At 57.0% G+C, this 18,677-nt stretch carries 15 protein-coding genes; all 15 read right to left on the bottom strand.

Going from position 1 to position 18,677, the window contains the following annotated elements; genetic code table 11:
- Nucleotides 1-14: 14 nt before the first annotated feature.
- The 15 genes from HX792_RS24915 to gyrA all read right to left on the bottom strand — a co-directional run bounded on the left by HX792_RS24915 (nt 15) and on the right by gyrA (nt 18,332).
- Nucleotides 15-1,031: a glycosyltransferase family 4 protein gene (locus HX792_RS24915; protein ID WP_176998570.1), complete on the bottom strand. Its 1,017-nt coding sequence runs from the start codon at nt 1,029-1,031 to the stop codon at nt 15-17.
- Nucleotides 1,032-1,289: 258 nt separating this feature from the next.
- Nucleotides 1,290-2,555: a glycosyltransferase family 4 protein gene (locus tag HX792_RS24910; protein WP_256349900.1), complete on the bottom strand. Its 1,266-nt coding sequence runs from the start codon at nt 2,553-2,555 to the stop codon at nt 1,290-1,292.
- Nucleotides 2,556-3,686: a non-hydrolyzing UDP-N-acetylglucosamine 2-epimerase gene (gene wecB, locus HX792_RS24905; protein WP_176998569.1), complete on the bottom strand. Its 1,131-nt coding sequence runs from the start codon at nt 3,684-3,686 to the stop codon at nt 2,556-2,558. It abuts the gene before it with no gap.
- Nucleotides 3,687-3,757: 71 nt separating this feature from the next.
- A complete protein-coding gene (locus HX792_RS24900; RefSeq protein ID WP_176998568.1) occupies nt 3,758-4,876 on the bottom strand; it encodes a capsular polysaccharide biosynthesis protein CapF in 1,119 nt (372 codons plus the stop codon).
- A gap of 3 nt (nt 4,877-4,879) precedes the next feature.
- Nucleotides 4,880-5,914 carry a polysaccharide biosynthesis protein gene (locus HX792_RS24895; RefSeq protein ID WP_176998567.1) on the bottom strand — a complete coding sequence of 345 codons (1,035 nt, stop codon included), beginning with the start codon at nt 5,912-5,914 and terminating at the stop codon, nt 4,880-4,882.
- A gap of 377 nt (nt 5,915-6,291) precedes the next feature.
- Entirely contained in the window at nt 6,292-6,522 is a 231-nt protein-coding gene (locus HX792_RS24890; RefSeq protein ID WP_176998566.1) for a lipopolysaccharide assembly protein LapA domain-containing protein, read from the bottom strand.
- 24 nt (nt 6,523-6,546) lie between these two features.
- Nucleotides 6,547-6,843: an integration host factor subunit beta gene (gene ihfB, locus HX792_RS24885; RefSeq protein ID WP_003218804.1), complete on the bottom strand. Its 297-nt coding sequence runs from the start codon at nt 6,841-6,843 to the stop codon at nt 6,547-6,549.
- Nucleotides 6,844-6,975: 132 nt separating this feature from the next.
- Nucleotides 6,976-7,260 (bottom strand): hypothetical protein, encoded by a 285-nt coding sequence (locus HX792_RS24880; RefSeq protein WP_176998565.1) that lies wholly within the window; start codon nt 7,258-7,260, stop codon nt 6,976-6,978.
- 159 nt (nt 7,261-7,419) lie between these two features.
- Nucleotides 7,420-9,105: a 30S ribosomal protein S1 gene (rpsA, locus tag HX792_RS24875; protein ID WP_176998564.1), complete on the bottom strand. Its 1,686-nt coding sequence runs from the start codon at nt 9,103-9,105 to the stop codon at nt 7,420-7,422.
- 120 nt (nt 9,106-9,225) lie between these two features.
- Nucleotides 9,226-9,915, bottom strand: coding sequence for a (d)CMP kinase (gene cmk, locus HX792_RS24870; RefSeq protein WP_016971485.1), 690 nt, complete (start codon nt 9,913-9,915; stop codon nt 9,226-9,228).
- The gene (locus HX792_RS24865; protein WP_256349901.1) at nt 9,912-12,122 is read right to left on the bottom strand and encodes a bifunctional prephenate dehydrogenase/3-phosphoshikimate 1-carboxyvinyltransferase; all 2,211 of its coding nucleotides are present in this window, start codon (nt 12,120-12,122) and stop codon (nt 9,912-9,914) included. Before HX792_RS24865 ends, cmk begins: the two co-directional genes overlap by 4 nt.
- Before the next feature lie 28 nt (nt 12,123-12,150).
- Nucleotides 12,151-13,263: a histidinol-phosphate transaminase gene (gene hisC, locus HX792_RS24860; protein WP_176998562.1), complete on the bottom strand. Its 1,113-nt coding sequence runs from the start codon at nt 13,261-13,263 to the stop codon at nt 12,151-12,153.
- Between the two features lie 9 nt (nt 13,264-13,272).
- Complete coding sequence (pheA, locus tag HX792_RS24855; RefSeq protein WP_003172650.1) at nt 13,273-14,367, bottom strand: prephenate dehydratase; 1,095 nt, start codon at nt 14,365-14,367, stop codon at nt 13,273-13,275.
- A complete protein-coding gene (serC, locus tag HX792_RS24850; protein ID WP_176998561.1) occupies nt 14,367-15,452 on the bottom strand; it encodes a 3-phosphoserine/phosphohydroxythreonine transaminase in 1,086 nt (361 codons plus the stop codon). The genes pheA and serC overlap by 1 nt, the downstream gene beginning before the upstream one ends.
- Before the next feature lie 216 nt (nt 15,453-15,668).
- Entirely contained in the window at nt 15,669-18,332 is a 2,664-nt protein-coding gene (gene gyrA, locus HX792_RS24845; protein WP_176998560.1) for a DNA gyrase subunit A, read from the bottom strand.
- Nucleotides 18,333-18,677: the final 345 nt, after the last annotated feature.

Raw genomic sequence — 18,677 nt, 5'->3', positions numbered from 1 at the left:
ATGCCGCCAACAAATTATCCCGTTTTTTCCAGCTCGCCTGCATGAAATTTGATGGCCAGCAACACCAATGGAACATAAGCCAACACAAGCCCCACCACACCATCGAAGCCAAATCCAACGCAGATGCCGATGGGCAGCAACCAGAACAAGTTGATGGCTGTCACTGCCAAAGTCACAGGTAAATGACGCCCTGCCTGGCGCGACGCGTACTGGTAAGCATGACTGCGATGCGCCTCGTATACCTTGTCGCCACGTACCAGGCGCCGCCCCAGGGTAAAGGTCGCATCAACGATAAATACACCCAGCAAAATGAGCCATACCCACAGCATCTCACTGGAGATCCAAGCGGCCTGTAGTGAAAGTACGCCAATCACGATGCCAAGAAAGCCACTACCCGCGTCCCCCATGAAAATGCGCGCAGGTGGAAAGTTCCAGTACAGGAAGCCGAGTACAGCCACCGCGAGCAATAAAGGGCCCAGCATGAGTGCTTCGTGCCCGGTCAGCCAGTACACAAGGCAAGCCCCCAGGCAAACACAGACTGCCTCGACACTCGCGATCCCATCGATACCATCCATGAAGTTGTACAGATTAAGCATCCAGACCAGGTACATCGCGGCGAGCAAATGCCCAAGCCAGCCGAGGTTCAGTTCAAGGCCGAACACCTGGATAACGGGCAAGCCTCCCATCCAGAACAAAGCCCAGCCTGCCGCGATAAAATGGGCCATTAAACGCCATCGCGCAGCAATGTGGCCGTGATCATCTAGAAAGCCGACCACCGCAATCAGTGCACCGCTCCCCACAAGCGGCAACGCAGCCTCCCAACTGATTGATCCAGCGCAAGCCATCAAACCAACCGCGGCCAAATACGTCAGAACAATGGCAACGCCGCCACCTCGTGGTGTAGGAACGGTATGGGAACTGCGTCCATTGGGAATGTCCATCAGACTTCGCGCCAACGCATAACGGCGGAGTACCCAAGTCAACAGAAGCGACGCTGTGAGCACCGCAGCGAATACCAACCAGAGGGTCATGTAAGATTTTTTTCCTGAAACAAAATGCGGGCAAGAAAAGCGTCGCGAATATTGCGACGCCACCAGGCCGGTAAGATTTCTCGAAGGCTGCCTGACTATTTTTTAAGGCGACAGCCCACTCTGTTAGGTGCAGAAATGCAGAAATAGGGTCCCGCGCAGGCAATTAGTCAGACGCCAGCACCCACCTTGCAGACACACTGAACGTCGAAAGCAATGGAGTCCTTACACTGACCACGCGGCTCCACGACAATGCGCCCGTCATTTGTCATTTCGTCTTAAGGTCCCTTTTCTGAAGAGCGACTCAAGACGCTCAAACAACGTCGTTTTTGAAAAGTGTTCGAAGTAATAACGTCTTCCAGCCAGCCCCATTGCCTGGAGTTCTTCTGCGGGCAACGCACTCATGGTGCGTACGATTTCAGCCAACCCCGCGGCATCACCCGAAGCACAAGCCATACCCGCGCCGGCTTCACCCACAACACGGGCAGCCTCACCATCGATCATGGCGATAACAGGCTTCCCTGATGCGAGGTACGCCTGAACTTTGCCCGGTATGGTTTTTTCGAAAACTTCATTTGTCTTCAGCGACACCAACAGCGCATCTGCCGTGGCAAAAAGCGCAGGCATTTTTTCCAGCGGATGCCGTCCCAGCAATATAACGTTATCCAACTGATGTTCAGCGACATGCTGACTCAACCAGTCGCTAGCCCGACCATTCCCTACAATTACCCAGCGCACCGGCACTTCTGAGTTAATCGCCTTGACAGCCGTCATAATGGCCGGAAAATCCTGGGCTTCGCCGATGTTCCCTGCGAAGAGAATCGTGAAGGTGGAGTCATCGCGGGCCAACAAATCAGAAGGCAACTGCAGATCGCCAGAAAAGTCATCCTCGGCCCAACTGGGGAAGTACACCAACCGGTCCGGTGAAATCGGGCGGGTGCAGTACTTCCTGACATCTTCGTCAAAAGACCGCGACTGCAACAACAGATAATCGGTACGGTTGTAGATCCAGGAGACCATTTTCCCTACCAGGCCAAGCAACTTGGGTTTTTTGATAACGCCTACGGCATTCAGGGTTTCCGGCCACAAGTCCAGGACCCAGACGTAGACCGGCACGCTTTTCAGACGCCCAAGCACCAGAGCAGGAATCGCCGCCATGATAGGCGACACGCCATACACGAAGATTGCATCGAAGGACTGGCCCCGTAACCTGTAACACCCGAAGATCGACGCACTGGTAAAAAACGAGAGGTAATTCAAGGCAAGCGTAATGCTGCGCTTGCCACGGGCCAACATCGGCACTCGTATAATGCGCGCGCCCTGATAACAAGAAAATTGTGCAGGATCACGCAGATATTCGGCATAGACCTTCCCTTCCGGGTAGTTGGGCTGCCCCGTGAGCACCGTAACCTCATGACCTTTGGCGACAAAACCTTCGACCATGTTGTTGATGCGCATGTTTTCGGGCCAAAAATACTGGGTGACCACTAAAACCTTGAGCGGGCGTTCCTGGCTGAGCCTATCCAATCAGTATTGCTTCCATACAGTACGCATGACGTAGTCGCGGTAGCTGTGGATGATCCTCACAACCTTTTCGGAGACATTCGGCATGCTGTAGTCAGCAACAAGGCGCAGTGTGCGCTCTTGACCACTGGCCTGGCTTTCCAGCAACTGCAAACCTTGCATGACACGGTTAGTTTCCAGGCCAACCATCATCACGGCAGCTTCTTCCATCCCCTCTGGACGCTCATGAGCTTCACGCATGTTCAGTGCCGGGAAATTAAGGATCGAAGACTCTTCATTGATGGTACCGCTGTCCGAAAGTGCAGCCTTGGACGTCAGTTGCAGCTTGTTGTAATCCTTGAAACCAAGCGGCTTTAGCAGTTGCACATTCTTGTGGAAGACCACACCCATGGCATCTACACGCTTTTGGGTACGTGGATGCGTACTCACAATAACGGGGTAGTCGTAGTGAGTGGCAACGGTATTAAGCACGTCGACCAATTTAAGAAAGTTCTTATCGGAATCGATATTTTCCTCACGATGGGCACTCACGACAAAAAACTTGCCTGCCTCTAGCCCAAGCCGCTCCAGCACATCGGAAGCCTCAATACCTTTACGATAGAAGTTGAGCACTTCAAACATTGGGCTACCGGTTTTAATCACCATGTCCGGCGACAAGCCTTCACGCAACAAATAATCGCGGGCGATACTGCTATAGGTAAGATTAATGTCTGCTGTATGATCAACAATGCGTCGATTGATTTCTTCTGGAACACGCATATCGAAACAGCGATTGCCGGCTTCCATGTGGAAAGTAGGAATCTTGCGACGCTTCGCTGGAATAACCGCCATACAGCTATTGGTGTCACCGAGCACCAATAGGGCCTCCGGCTTTGTTTCCTCCAGAACGCGGTCGACAGCAATAATCACATTACCAATGGTCTGCGCACCACTGGAGCCCGCCGCATTTAGAAAGTGGTCCGGTTTACGAATACCGAGATCCTGGAAAAAAATCTCGTTCAGCTCGTAGTCGTAGTTCTGCCCGGTGTGCACCAGGATATGTTCACAGTGCTCGTCCAACTTGGCCATTACACGCGACAGGCGAATGATTTCCGGACGGGTGCCCACAACCGTGACAACTTTCAGCTTGTTCATCTAAATACTCTTTCCAGAATCATTAACATCGGAATCACCAATCAAGATTGCCGCACCACACGCCTCGTAGATCAGGCCTGAGTGCCTACCGGCAGTGCAAAAGTATCCGGCCGCTCGCGATCAAAGATTTCATTGGCCCACAACATGACGACCATTTCGTCATCACCAACGTTGGTAATATCGTGCGTCCACCCCGGCACTGTTTCCACAACCTGCGGGCGCTCTCCATCTGTGTGCAACTCGTAGAACTCGCCAGACACGATGTGGCGAAAGCGGAAGCAGGCTTTGCCTTTGATTACCAGGAACTTCTCGGTTTTACTGTGATGGTAATGCCCGCCACGTGTAATGCCAGGATGAGCAGTGAAGTAAGAAAACTGGCCACTGTCCTTGGTCTTCAGCATCTCGACAAAAACACCACGGGGATCGCCGTGCTTTTGCACCTCATAGGTGAACTGTTCGACCGGCAAGTAACTCACATAAGTCGAATAGAGTGCACGCACGAGGCCCGTGCCAACAGGCTCACTGATCAACGTGCCACGACTGTCGCGGAATGCATATAACTGATCCGCCAACTCGCCTACAGTAATGCTGTAGACCGGTTGCACTTGAGCATCCGAGTCGGTGAACGACCCAGCGTCCATCACCTTGATAAAACAATCAATGACATCATCGATGTAGACCAAGTTGATCGAAGCGGCTCGATCATTGACTTGAATGGGCAAGTCACGGGTAATGTTGTGGCAAAAGGTTGCCACAGCTGAGTTGTAATCGGGTCGCGCCCACTTACCGAAAACGTTAGGCAAGCGCAAAACTTCTACTCTGGAACCATGGACGTCATGCAGGTCATGCAATGCCTGTTCGGCTGCCAATTTGCTGACACCGTAAGGGTTATCCCGATCAGCCTGAGTCGACGACGTGTAAAGCACAGGAATGGGCTTACCAGTCGCCTTGATCGCCTGGCAAAGTGCAAGCGTCAGGTCGGTATTTCCTACTTTGAATTCATCGGGGGATTGTGGCCGATTGACCCCGGCCAGGTGAAATACAAAATCACAGGCAGCCACACATGGAGCCAACTCCGCGATACTGTTTTCCCGAGTAAAAGGGACAATCTCTACGTCCTTACGCTCTCTCAGGTGTGCGATCAGGTTCTTACCGACAAAGCCATTGGCGCCGGTGATCAATACCTTCATCACTCACTCCTCGGGTGTAGCGTGCTCGCCACGCTGAATCGCCTGCATGAACTCAAGTTTGAGCAAGAGGCGCTGCATGCCGGCTACATCCAACCGCTCAGTATTGTGAGAGTTGTAGTCTTCCGTACGGGAGATTTTCTCTTCACCTTGCTCCACAAACTTTGAGTAGTTCAGGTCGCGCAGATCAGGTGGAACACGGTAGTAATCACCCTTGTCTTCAGCACAAGCCATTTCCTCACGACTCAATAGCGCTTCAAAAAGCTTCTCGCCGTGACGCGTGCCGATCACTTGAATTGGATGTTCCGGTTTGCCAACCATGGCAGTCAAGGCTTTGGCTAGTGTCTCAACCGTCGCCGCTGGAGCCTTCTGAACGAACAGGTCACCATTGCGACCGTTCTCAAATGCATACAACACCAGATCGACAGCATCCGCGAGCGTCATCATGAACCGGCTCATGTTCGGATCGGTTAGAGTCAGCGCCTGCCCTGCCCGAATTTGCTCGATAAACAGCGGGATTACTGAGCCACGCGAAGCCATAACGTTGCCATAGCGGGTGCCGCAGATGACCGTTTTTTTATCATCCACATTGCGGGACTTGGCCACCATCACCTTTTCCATCATTGCCTTGGAAATACCCATGGCATTGATAGGGTAAACAGCCTTGTCGGTGCTCAAGCACACCACACGTTTGACTGCGTTCTGGATTGCCGCCTCAAGAACGTTTTCGGTACCGATAACGTTCGTTTTAACCGCTTCCATCGGGTGAAATTCGCAGGATGGAACCTGTTTGAGCGCCGCGGCGTGAAAAATGTAATCCACACCCCGGGTGGCGTTGAGTACGCTCTGATAATCACGCACATCACCAATGTAGAACTTTAGCTTGGCGTTAGCGTAACGCTTGCGCATGTCATCCTGCTTCTTCTCGTCGCGGCTGAAGATGCGGATTTCAGCGATGTCGCTGTCGAGGAAGCGTTTTAGTACCGCGTTGCCGAATGAGCCAGTGCCACCGGTGATAAGAAGTGTTTTTCCGCTAAACATAATGATTCCTAAAGCAACGCGAACTGCACAACAGGCTTGCAGCCGACCAGCACCTCAAAACCTGCAAACCAATCAATCTACTCGCCGTAGAAATTACATAACGGCAAAAGATACTCAAGGAGATCGTCAGAGTTTGCTAGCCTACGGCCTGAAATCAGCGTTGTGTGGTGCAGTTAAAGGTGATGGATTTTAAAATGGTGTCCATTTTAAGCGCTGCATTCTCAATGTCAAAAGCGAACACAGATAAATAAGGTGCAGCAACACGCTTTAACTGACACATCAGGACAGAATCGGCCTTGACTGGGAAAATACACTGGCTGTGTCGGGACACCCATAATTGCTCAGCCTACAAGCAAGGCCAGAACATACCGATCAGGCTACCCTCTTGGACGAGGCTTCCTGCGCCCCACCAGCAGGGTAAGCACTGGCCCAACAAGCATTCCAAGAATTAATGCAAACGCCACAAACACCGAAACAGGAAATTCGGCTGTCGACCAGCCAAAAAACGCCAACGAAGCGCGCTGCTGGTTTTCCAGCACAAAAACCAATACAAAAAGAGCGACGAACAAAGCAGCCACCACATAAAAAACGCGCCTGGCTCTAAGCATAACCTTCTCCCGTTCCAAACAAACTCAGACGCCTTCTTCTTCGTCTTCGTTCACCCGGTCACGCAATTCCTTCCCAGGCTTGAAATGAGGCACAAACTTCCCATCCAGACTCACCGACTGCCCAGTCTTGGGATTGCGCCCAACACGTGGCGCGCGATAGTGCAGCGAGAAACTCCCAAACCCACGGATCTCAATCCGATCGCCAGTCGCAAGGCACTGGGACATTTGCTCAAGCATGGTCTTGATAGCCAGCTCAACATCCTTGGATGAAAGCAGCCCTTGATGGGTGACAATTCGTTCGATCAACTCCGACTTCGTCATATTTTTCCCTTCTTTTTCAAGCAGCTAGGAAAAGCGCTTCGAAGGTTTTAGCATGACTTGATGAATTTGAACAGCCCACACGCCAACTTATCTGCACGATCAATTCATACCGATAAAACGCGCCTTCCATACTCAATTACACATCACCAGCATCGTCCGGGTCACCGCACCCGCAGGATTCCAGCCAAACAGGTAATCACCCTCATCGTCCTTGGCATCACTGGACCTGGTGATGACCTTGTAGCCCTGCTGCTTACACTCACGGGCAGCGCGCTTCTCGCACTTGTCCCAATTGGAACCGAGACCCGAGCAGTCGATCTCAATGCCACTGACACCGTGCCTGGCGTGAGTCTTGGCACTGGTAGCGGAGCACCCTGCAAGCAACATCATGGCGAATACAACTATAAGCCTATTCATTCAGATCCTTATTGAATCAGCGACACAAGAGCGATTTCTTCAAAGACTATAGTTAGATCTGACCCCGCTCGATAGCTCAAGGTTCTCGGGCGGTGATTCAACAAATTTTAGGCACAAAAAAGGGCGACCGAAGTCGCCCTTTTTACAGCTTTACAGAACTTAGTTCTGCTTAGCCATTGCTTCGCGCAGCAGGGAGGCCATGGTGGTCTCGCCTTGTGCAGCTTCCGGAGCCGATTTCAGGCTCTGGATAGCTTCTTTCTCTTCCACTTCGTCTTTCGACTTGATGGAGAGCTGGATTACGCGGCTCTTACGATCAACGCTGATGATCTTGGCTTCTACTTCCTGGCCTTCTTTCAGAACGTTGCGCGCGTCTTCAACGCGGTCACGGCTGATTTCGGAGGCTTTCAGAGTCGCTTCGATATCGTCGGCCAGAGTGATGATGGCGCCTTTAGCGTCAACTTCTTTCACAGTGCCCTTAACGATTGCGCCTTTGTCGTTCTCTTGAACGTACTCGGAGAACGGATCGCTTTCCAGTTGCTTGATACCCAGGGAGATGCGCTCGCGCTCTGGGTCAACCGACAGGATAACGGTGTCCAGCTCGTCGCCCTTCTTGAAGCGACGAACAGCTTCTTCGCCCACTTCGTTCCAGGAGATGTCGGACAGGTGAACCAGGCCGTCGATGCCGCCGTCCAGACCAATGAAGATACCGAAATCGGTGATCGACTTGATGGTGCCGGAGATTTTATCGCCCTTGTTGAACTGGCCAGAGAAATCTTCCCATGGGTTAGATTTGCACTGCTTGATGCCCAGGGAGATACGACGACGCTCTTCGTCGATGTCCAGAACCATAACTTCCACTTCGTCGCCGACTTGTACGACTTTCGAAGGGTGGATGTTCTTGTTGGTCCAGTCCATTTCGGAAACGTGTACCAGACCTTCAACGCCTTCTTCCAGCTCAGCGAAGCAGCCGTAGTCAGTCAGGTTGGTAACACGCGCAGTTACGCGAGTGCTTTCTGGGTAACGGGCTTTGATAGCAACCCATGGATCTTCACCCAGTTGCTTCAGGCCGAGGGAAACACGGTTGCGCTCGCGATCGTATTTCAGAACCTTGACATCGATCTCGTCGCCAACGTTGACGATTTCGGAAGGATGCTTGATACGCTTCCAAGCCATGTCGGTAATGTGCAGCAGGCCATCCACGCCACCCAGATCGACGAATGCGCCGTAGTCGGTGAGGTTTTTGACGATACCTTTGACTTGTTGGCCTTCCTGCAGGGATTCCAGCAGAGCTTCACGCTCGGCGGAGTTCTCTGCTTCCAGGACGCTGCGACGGGAAACGACAACGTTGTTGCGCTTCTGGTCGAGTTTGATGACCTTGAATTCGAGTTCTTTGCCTTCCAGGTGCGTGGTGTCGCGCACAGGACGAACGTCGACCAAAGAACCTGGCAGGAACGCACGGATGCCGTTAACGTCGACAGTGAAGCCGCCTTTAACCTTACCGTTGATAACGCCCTTGACCACTTCTTCAGCTGCGAAGGCTGCTTCGAGAACAATCCAGCATTCAGCGCGCTTGGCTTTTTCACGGGACAGCTTGGTTTCACCGAAACCGTCTTCAACCGAGTCCAGAGCAACGTGAACTTCGTCACCGACATTGATAGTCAGGTCACCAGCATCGTTGTAGAACTGTTCCAGCGGGATCAGAGCTTCAGACTTCAGACCAGCGTGAACGGTTACCCAGCGAGCTTGGTAATCGATATCAACGATAACACCGGTGATGATGGAGCCTGCCTGAAGGTTCAGGGTTTTTAGGCTTTCTTCAAAGAGTTCCGCAAAGCTTTCGCTCATTTTAATTCCTGTTGATAAGGGCGAAGAATACGCCCATCTCCACACCCCAGACGGTGTGGGTCAGTTTCAGTTAAAAGAAGCCACCGCAGGACTATGACTGGTCCCCTGCGGCCTTCTTGATCACCCGGCGATATCGCGAATGGCGATTTCGCTCAAGATGCGTTCCAGCACCTGCTCGATGGACAGCTCCGTAGAATCCAGCTGTATGGCATCAGCCGCCGGCTTGAGCGGGGCTACTGCGCGCTGGGTATCACGCTCATCGCGTGCACGGATCTCATCTAGCAGACTCGACAGACTAACACCATCGACTTTGCCCTTCAACTGCAAGTAGCGGCGGCGAGCCCGCTCCTCGGCGCTGGCGGTCAGGAAAATCTTCAGCGGCGCGTCCGGGAACACCACGGTTCCCATATCACGCCCATCAGCCACCAGGCCCGGCGGCTCCTGAAAAGCCCGCTGACGCTGCAGCAGCGCATCGCGCACGGCCGGCAGCGCGGCAACCTGGGAAGCCCAGGAGCCGACTTGTTCGTTACGCAGGTCATCGGTCACGTCATCCCCTTCCAGGATGATGCGTTGCGGATGACCTTCCGTCGCGCCGACGAACTGCACATCAAGGTGCGCCGCCAGCAGCTTCAGGGATTCTTCGTTGGTCAGGTCGACGCCATGGTTGCGCGCAGCAAACGCCAGCAGGCGATAGAGCGCGCCAGAATCCAGCAGGCACCAGCCCAGGCGCTTGGCCAGGATGCCGGCGATCGTGCCTTTGCCCGAGCCGCTTGGCCCGTCGATGGTAATCACCGGTGCTTTGATATTCACAATTGAGCCTCTTGGGCAACACGGATGCCGACGTGGGCACACAGTGTAAGAAAGTTCGGAAAAGACGTAGCAACATTGGCGCAGTCACGGATACGAATCGGCGCCGCCGCCCGCAGGGAAGCCACGCTGAACGCCATGGCAATCCGGTGATCGCCATGGGCATGGACTTCACCACCGCCCATCAGGCCACCGTCAATGATAATCCCATCAGAGGTCGGTTCACACTTGACCCCCAGCGCCAGCAGACCGTCGGCCATCACCTGGATGCGATCGGACTCCTTGACGCGCAACTCCTCGGCACCGCGCAGCACGGTACGCCCTTCGGCACAGGCCGCCGCCACAAACAGCACCGGGAATTCATCGATCGCCAGCGGCACCAACGCTTCGGGAATCTCGATCCCCTTCAACGCCGCGGCACGCACACGCAGATCAGCCACCGGCTCACCGCCCACTTCGCGCGGGTTTTCCAAGGTGATATCCGCCCCCATCAACCGCAGGATGTCGATCACCCCGGTACGCGTCGGGTTGATGCCGACATGCTCCAGCAACAGCTCGGAGCCCTCGGCAATCGAAGCCGCCACCAGGAAAAACGCCGAGGAAGAAATATCCCCTGGCACTTCAATATGGGTAGCGGTCAGCGCGTGGCCGGACTCTACGGACGCAGTAGCGCCATCCACCGCCACCGGATAACCAAAGCCACGCAACATACGCTCGGTATGGTCACGGGTCGGCGCCGGCTCCGTCACTGAAGTCTTGCCCTCAGCGTACAGCCCCGCCAGCAACACGCAGGATTTGACCTGCGCACTGGCCATCGGCAACACATAATTCAGGCCCTTCAACACCTGACCGCCCCGAATGGTCAGCGGCGGGCGCCCTTCCGGCCCGGTTTCGATCACCGCGCCCATTTCCCGCAATGGCTTGGCCACGCGACTCATCGGGCGCTTGGACAAGGAAGCATCACCGGTCAGCACGCTGTCGAAGCGCTGCGCTGCCAACAAGCCGGACAGCAGACGCATGGACGTACCGGAGTTACCGAGATAAATCGGCCCCGGCGCCGCCTTCAGCCCATGCAAGCCCACGCCATGAATAGTCACGCGCCCATGGTGTGGCCCTTCAATCACCACGCCCATGTCGCGAAACGCCTGCAAGGTCGCCAGGGCATCTTCACCCTCCAGGAAACCTTCGACCTCGGTCACACCCTCAGCCAGCGACCCCAGCATGATCGACCGATGGGAGATCGACTTGTCGCCCGGCACCCGGATGCGCCCGCTCAAGCGGCCACCCGGTTCGGCGAGAAAGGTCAATTCATCGGCGTTCACTGCGGTTTCCATGTAGGCCCGGCGCGCCAGGATCTTGCTGAAATGCTCACGCGCCACCCGCGCACGGGTGAACACGCCCAATAATTGGTGGCCATCCCCGGCATCAACCGCGTCGCGCAAGGCGTCGAGATCACTGCGGAAGGTGTCCAAGGTACGCAACACCGCCTCACGGTTAGCAAGGAAGATGTCATGCCACATCACCGGATCGCTGCCGGCAATGCGCGTAAAATCGCGGAAGCCACCGGCGGCGTAACGGAAAATCTCCAGGTTTTCGTTGCGCTTGGCCAACGAGTCCACCAAGCCAAACGCCAGCAAGTGCGGCAGATGACTGGTCGCCGCCAGCACTTCGTCGTGACGCTCGACCTGCATGTGCTCCACATCCGCGCCCAACTCGCGCCACAGGCGATCCACCACCGCGAGCGCAGCCGGATCGGTCTGCTCCAGCGGTGTCAGGATCACTTTATGGCGGCGAAACAGCTGCGCATTCGACGCCTCCACACCGCTCTGCTCGGAGCCTGCAATCGGATGCCCCGGCACGAAACGCGCCGGCATGCCGCCAAAGGCCAGTTGCGCGGCGCGCACCACATTGCCCTTGGCACTCCCGACATCCGTGAAGATCGCCTGGCCGAGATCCATGCCAGCCAACAACGCCAGCAACTTCTCCATGGCCAGGATCGGCACGGCGAGCTGGATCACATCAGCGCCCTGGCACGCGAGCGCCAGGTCTGCCTCACAGCGATCCACCACCCCCAACTCAACCGCCAGCTTGCGCGATTGCGGGTCCAGGTCCACACCGACCACTTCGCGGCACAGGCCGCTTTCACGCAGGCCCTTGGCGAAGGAGCCGCCGATCAATCCCAGGCCGACCACCACCAGGCGACCGATCATAGGCACAGCAGGTTGCAATGCAGTGACATCAACCACGAGCCAGAACCTTGGCCAACGCCTCCAGGAAGCGGGCGTTTTCTGCCGGCAGACCGATGGTGATACGCAGGTGATTCGGCATGCCGTAGTTAGCGGTCGGACGCACGATCACACCTTCACGCAGCAAGCCCTGGAATACCGGAGCCGCCACTTGGCCGAGGTCAACACAGATGAAGTTGCCCTTGGATGGAATCCAGCCCAGGCCCAACTCACGGAAGCCGTCCTGCAACTGCAGCATGCCGGTTTCGTTGATACGGCGACCTTCTTCCAAGTACTCGGCATCCTTCACCGCCGCACAGGCCGCCGCCAGGGCGAGGCTGTTGACGTTGAACGGCTGGCGTACGCGGTTCAGCACATCGGCAACCACCGCCGTGGACAGGCCGTAGCCCACCCGCAGCGACGCCAGGCCGTATGCCTTGGAAAACGTGCGCGACACCAGCAGGTTCGGGTAGGCCGCCAGGAAGTCCAGGCCGTCCGGCAGGTCGCTGCCTTCGGCGTATTCGATGTAGGCCTCGTCCAGCACCACCAGCACCTGCTCAGGTACGTCCTGCAGGAAGTCGTCCAACGCCTGGGCATCGAACCAGGTGCCGGTCGGGTTGTTCGGGTTGGCGATGAACACCACACGGGTTTGCGCATCGATCGCCGCCAGCATGGCCGGCAGGTCATGCCCCCACTCTTTGGCTGGAACTACCTTTGCGTCGGCCCCCACGGCCTGGGTCACGATCGGATAGACCGCAAACGCGTGCTCGCTGAACACCGCATTCAAGCCCGGCGCCAGGTAAGCACGGCCGACCAGCTCAAGGATGTCGTTGGAGCCATTGCCCAGGGTGACCTGGTTCAGCTCGACCCGGCACTTTTCAGCCAACAGGGTCTTGAGCGCAAAGCCATTGCCATCCGGGTAACGGGTCAGTTCGGCCAGCTCTTCACGGATAGCGGCCAACACTTTTGGGCTCGGGCCCAGCGGGTTTTCGTTACTGGCCAGCTTGACGATATTCGCCGGGTCCAGATTCAACTCACGCGCCAATTCGTCCACAGGCTTGCCCGGGACGTAAGGCGACAGCTGTTGCACGCCCGGCTGAGCCAGGGCGAGGAAGTTGCCACTCATGTTAAAGCCTCACAAAACCGCTTTCGGGTAAGAGCCCAGCACCTTGAGTGCCACGGCTTCCTGACTGATTTTCTCCAGCACACCCTTGACCAGTGGGTCGCGGTGATGGCCGATGAAGTCGATAAAGAACACGTAAGTCCATTTACCGCTGCGCGAAGGGCGAGTCTCGATGCGCGTCAGGTCAATCCCGTTATCGTGGAACGGCACCAGCAGCTCATGCAGCGCGCCGGGCTTGTTGCTCATGGAGACAATGATGGAGGTCTTGTCATCGCCAGTCGGTGGCACTTCCTGACTGCCGATCATCAGGAAGCGCGTGGAGTTGTCCGGGCGATCCTCGATCTTTTCGGCCAGGCGCGTCAGGCCATACAGGCCCGCCGCCATATCACCGGCGATCGCCGCCGAATTCCACTCACCCTTGACCCGCTTGGCTGCCTCGGCGTTGCTGGACACTGCCACGCGCTCGACATTCGGGTAATGCGCATCCAGCCACTTGCGGCACTGGGCCAGGGACTGGGCGTGGGAGTAGATACGACTGATGCTGTCGGTCTTGGTGTTCTCGCCCACCAGCAGGTGGTGGTGAATACGCAGCTCAACCTCACCGCAGATCACCATGTCGTGCTCAAGGAAGCTGTCGAGGGTGTGGTTCACCGCGCCTTCGGTGGAGTTCTCCACCGGCACCACGCCAAAGTTCACCGCACCGGCTGCGACTTCACGGAACACTTCGTCAATCGCCGCCATCGGCTTGCTGATCACGGCGTGACCGAAATGCTTCATCGCGGCGGCTTGGGTGAAGGTGCCTTCCGGGCCGAGGTAAGCCACTTTCAGCGGCTGCTCCAGGGCCAGGCACGAGGACATGATCTCGCGGAACAACCGCGCCATCTCTTCGTTGCCCAGCGGGCCTTTGTTGCGCTCCATCACACGCTTGAGCACCTGGGCTTCACGCTCGGGACGGTAGAACACCGGCACTTCGCCTTCCGCCAGGGACGCCATCTTGACCCGCGCCACTTCCTGGGCACACCGCGCGCGCTCACTGATCAGCTCCAGGACTTTCTCGTCCAGGCTATCAATGCGTACGCGCAGAGCCTTGAGTTCTTGCTCAGACATTAGCCGTGTTCCTTTTCGAACTCTGCCATGTAGGCAACCAGCGCATTGATCGCGTGGATGTCGACGGCGTTGTAGATGGAGGCGCGCATGCCACCGACCGAACGGTGACCCTTGAGGTTCAACAGACCACGCGCATCGGCACCGACCAGGAACGGCTTGTCGAGGCGGTCGTCAGCCAGACGGAACGGCACGTTCATCCACGAGCGGTCAGTCAGGTTGATCGGGTTACTGTACAGGCCGCTGGCGTCGATGAAGTCGTACAGGACGCGCTTCTTCTCTTCGTTCAGCTTGCCCATGGCGGCGACACCACCCTGCTCTTTCAGCCACTCGAACACCAGGCCGGACAGGTACCAGGCGAAGGCCGGCGGAGTGTTGTACATCGAGCCGTTATCAGCTGCGACCTTGTAGTTGAGCATGGTCGGGCACAGCGAACGCGCGCGACCCAGCAGGTCTTCACGGATGATATTGACCAGGATACCGCTCGGGCCAATGTTCTTCTGCGCGCCAGCGTAGATCATGCCGTACTTCGACACGTCGATCGGGCGCGAGAGAATGTCCGAAGACATGTCGCACACCAACGGAACGTCGCCGACTTCCGGCACCCAGTCGAACTCCAGGCCGCCGATGGTTTCGTTGGCGACGTAGTGCACGTAGGCCGCATCCTTCGACAACTTCCACTCGTTCTGACCTGGAATCGCGAAGTAATCGTAAGGCTTGGCAGTGCCCGCCACGTTGACGTTGCCGTAGCGGGAGGCCTCTTCAATGGCCTTCTGACCCCAGATACCGGTGTCGATGTAGTCGGCAGTGCCGTCTTCCGGCAGCAGGTTCAGCGGGATCTGGGCGAACTGCTGGCTGGCGCCGCCTTGCAGGAACAGCACTTTGTAGTTTGATGGGATGTCCAGCAAGTCGCGCAGATCCTGCTCAGCCTTGGTGGCGATTGATACAAACTCATCGCTGCGATGGCTCATTTCCATCACGGAGAGGCCTTTTCCATGCCAGTCGAGGAGTTCACCCTGCGCACGCTGCAGGACTGCTTCAGGAAGCGCCGCGGGACCGGCACAGAAGTTATAGGCTCTCTTGCTCACATCCAATCTCACTCTGATCTGGTGGGGCTGCAATCATGTTCGGCAACACGCTCTTATTGGAGCGGACCGTTGTGGGAGCTGGCTTGCCTGCGATGCAGGCACCTCGGTATTTCAGTGATACCGCGGTGATGCCATCGCAGGCAAGCCAGCTCCCACATGTTTCAAAGGGGACAAACAACAAGGGGGCGAATCTTCATCCGCCCCCTGTGTGTCCGCTTATTCCTGCGGTTCTTCTTCGTCTGCGGCAGCATCGAGGGTTGGCTCGTCGACGTTATCATCGCCTGCTGCGATCACCTCGCCATCGAATACCGCACCTTCTTCGCCTTCCAGCTCATCGCCTTCGACTTCCGATGGCTCCTGGACACGCTCCAGACCTACCAGCGTCTCGTCGCTGGCCAGCTTGATCAGCGTCACGCCCTGGGTGTTACGGCCCAGGCTCGACACTTCGGCCACACGGGTACGTACCAGGGTGCCCTGGTCGGAAATCAGCATGATCTCCTCGCCATCGAGCACCTGGACCGCGCCGACCAAACGGCCGTTGCGATCGTTGCTGACCATGGCGATGACGCCCTGGCCGCCACGCTTGTACTCCGGGAACTCGCTGATGGCAGTGCGCTTACCATACCCACGCGCCGAAGCGGTGAGGATCTGGCTGCCTTCTTCCGGAATCAGCATCGAAATCAGCTTCTGCCCTTCTGGCAGACGCATGCCGCGCACACCGCGGGCAGTACGGCCCATGGCGCGAACGTCGGATTCCTTGAAGCGCGTCACCTTGCCACCGTCGGAGAACAGCATGACCTCACGCTCGCCATCGGTGATGGCAGCCGAGATCAACACGTCGCCTTCGTCCAGCTCCAGGGCGATCAGGCCCACGCTGCGTTGACGGCTGAAGGATTCCAGCGGGGTCTTCTTCACGGTGCCTTTGGCGGTGGCCATGAAGATGAAGTGACCTTCGGTGTATTCCTCGACCGGCAGCATGGTGGTGATGTACTCATCACTGTCCAGCGGCAGCAGGTTGACCAGTGGGCGACCACGGGCGGCACGGGAGGCTTCCGGGATTTCGTAGGTTTTCAGCCAGTACACCTTGCCCTTGCTGGAGAACAGCAGCAGCGTGGTGTGGCTGTTGGCGACCAGCAGGTGAGCGATGTAGTCCTCATCCTTGACGCCGGTAGCCGACTTGCCTTTACCACCACGACGCTGGGCCTGGTACGCAGCCAGCGGCTGGGTCTTGGCGTAGCCACCGTGGGAGATGGTCACCACACGCTCTTCTTCCGGGATCATGTCACCCAGGGTCAGGTCGAGGCGCGCATCGAGGATTTCGGTACGGCGCACGTCGCCGTATTCGGCACGGATCACTTCCAGTTCTTCGCGGATCACTTCCATCAGCCGCACGGCGCTGCTGAGGATGCGGATCAACTCGCCGATCTGGTTGAGGATCTCCTGATACTCGGCCAGCAGCTTCTCGTGCTCCAGGCCGGTCAGGCGGTGCAGGCGCAGTTCCAGGATGGCCTGGGCCTGCTCTGGCGACAGGAAGTACTTGCCTTCACGCAGGCCGTATTGCGGGTCCAGGGTCTCTGGACGGCACGAATCAGCGCCGGCACGTTCAACCATGGCCACCACGGCACTGGATTCCCAAGGCGTGCTGATCAGCGCTTCCTTGGCTTCCGACGGCGTTGGCGAGGCCTTGATCAGCGCGATCACCGGGTCGATGTTCGACAGCGCAACTGCCTGGCCTTCCAGGATATGGCCGCGTTCGCGGGCCTTGCGCAGTTCGAACACGGTACGGCGGGTGACCACTTCGCGACGGTGACGCACGAAGGCCTCGAGCAGATCCTTGAGGTTCAGGATGCGCGGGCGACCGTCGATCAGGGCAACCACGTTGATACCAAACACGCTTTGCAGCTGGGTCTGGGCGTAGAGGTTGTTGAGGATCACCTCAGGCACTTCGCCACGACGCAGCTCGATCACCACGCGCATACCGTCTTTGTCAGACTCGTCGCGCAGTTCGGTGATGCCTTCGAGCTTCTTCTCTTTAACCAGCTCGGCGATCTTCTCGATCAGGCGCGCCTTGTTCAGCTGGTAAGGGAGTTCGGTGATGACGATCTGCTGGCGGCCACCGACCTTGTCGATGTCTTCGATGATCGAGCGGGCGCGCATGTAAATGCGACCGCGACCGGTGCGGTAGGCTTCGATGATGCCGGCACGACCGTTGATGATCGCGGCGGTCGGGAAGTCCGGACCGGGGATGTATTGCATCAGCTCATCGACGGTCAGCTCAGGGTTGTCGATGAGAGCCAGGCAACCGTCGATGACTTCACCGAGGTTGTGTGGCGGGATGTTGGTGGCCATGCCCACGGCGATACCGCTGGAGCCGTTGACCAGCAGGTTGGGAATCTTGGTCGGCATGACGGCCGGGATCATTTCGGTGCCGTCGTAGTTCGGCACCCAGTCCACGGTTTCTTTGTGCAGGTCGGCCAGCAGCTCGTGCGCCAGCTTGGTCATGCGCACTTCGGTGTATCGCATGGCCGCGGCGTTGTCGCCGTCGACCGAACCGAAGTTACCCTGGCCGTCTACCAGCAGGTAGCGCAGGGAAAACGGCTGGGCCATCCGAACGATGGTGTCGTACACCGCAGTGTCGCCGTGAGGGTGATACTTACCGATCACGTCACCGACAACACGGGCAGATTTCTTGTACGGCTTGTTCCAGTCGTTACCCAGCTCGCTCATCGCGAACAGCACACGCCGGTGCACGGGCTTCAAGCCATCGCGCGCATCAGGCAGTGCCCGACCGACAATTACGCTCATTGCGTAGTCGAGGTAGGACTGTTTCAGCTCGTCTTCGATATTGACCGGGAGGATTTCTTTGGCCAGTTCGCCCATGAGAAGCCTGATTCCTTTTTCGGGTGAAACCTCGTCACATCCATATGGGACGAACGAAGCTCGCCGCTGCCGGCAAGTGCCTGACAACGACTTACGACAAATCAACGAGTTATGACACGGATCTGCACGTTATAGGCAGCCCCTCGGGGCAACCCTGGAAACCGCCGGATGTTATCACAATCGCCGCCACGCACCTATCCCCCTGATGCGCATGGAGCATAGTTAGTTGACGGATGACAGGCTTGAGGGGGACGAGAGGGGCTCAGAGGCGAATTGGCGGTATTTTTTGGGGCTGGATCCAAAGGTTTTGTTGACGCTGGCGGCCAATCGCTGGCAAGCCAGCTC

It is taken from the genome of Pseudomonas sp. B6002 (genome assembly GCF_013385985.1).
In the GTDB taxonomy this organism is placed as follows: domain Bacteria; phylum Pseudomonadota; class Gammaproteobacteria; order Pseudomonadales; family Pseudomonadaceae; genus Aquipseudomonas.
Note: the sequence above shows the minus strand (reverse complement) of the source record. Positions and strands in the feature narration are given on the sequence as shown.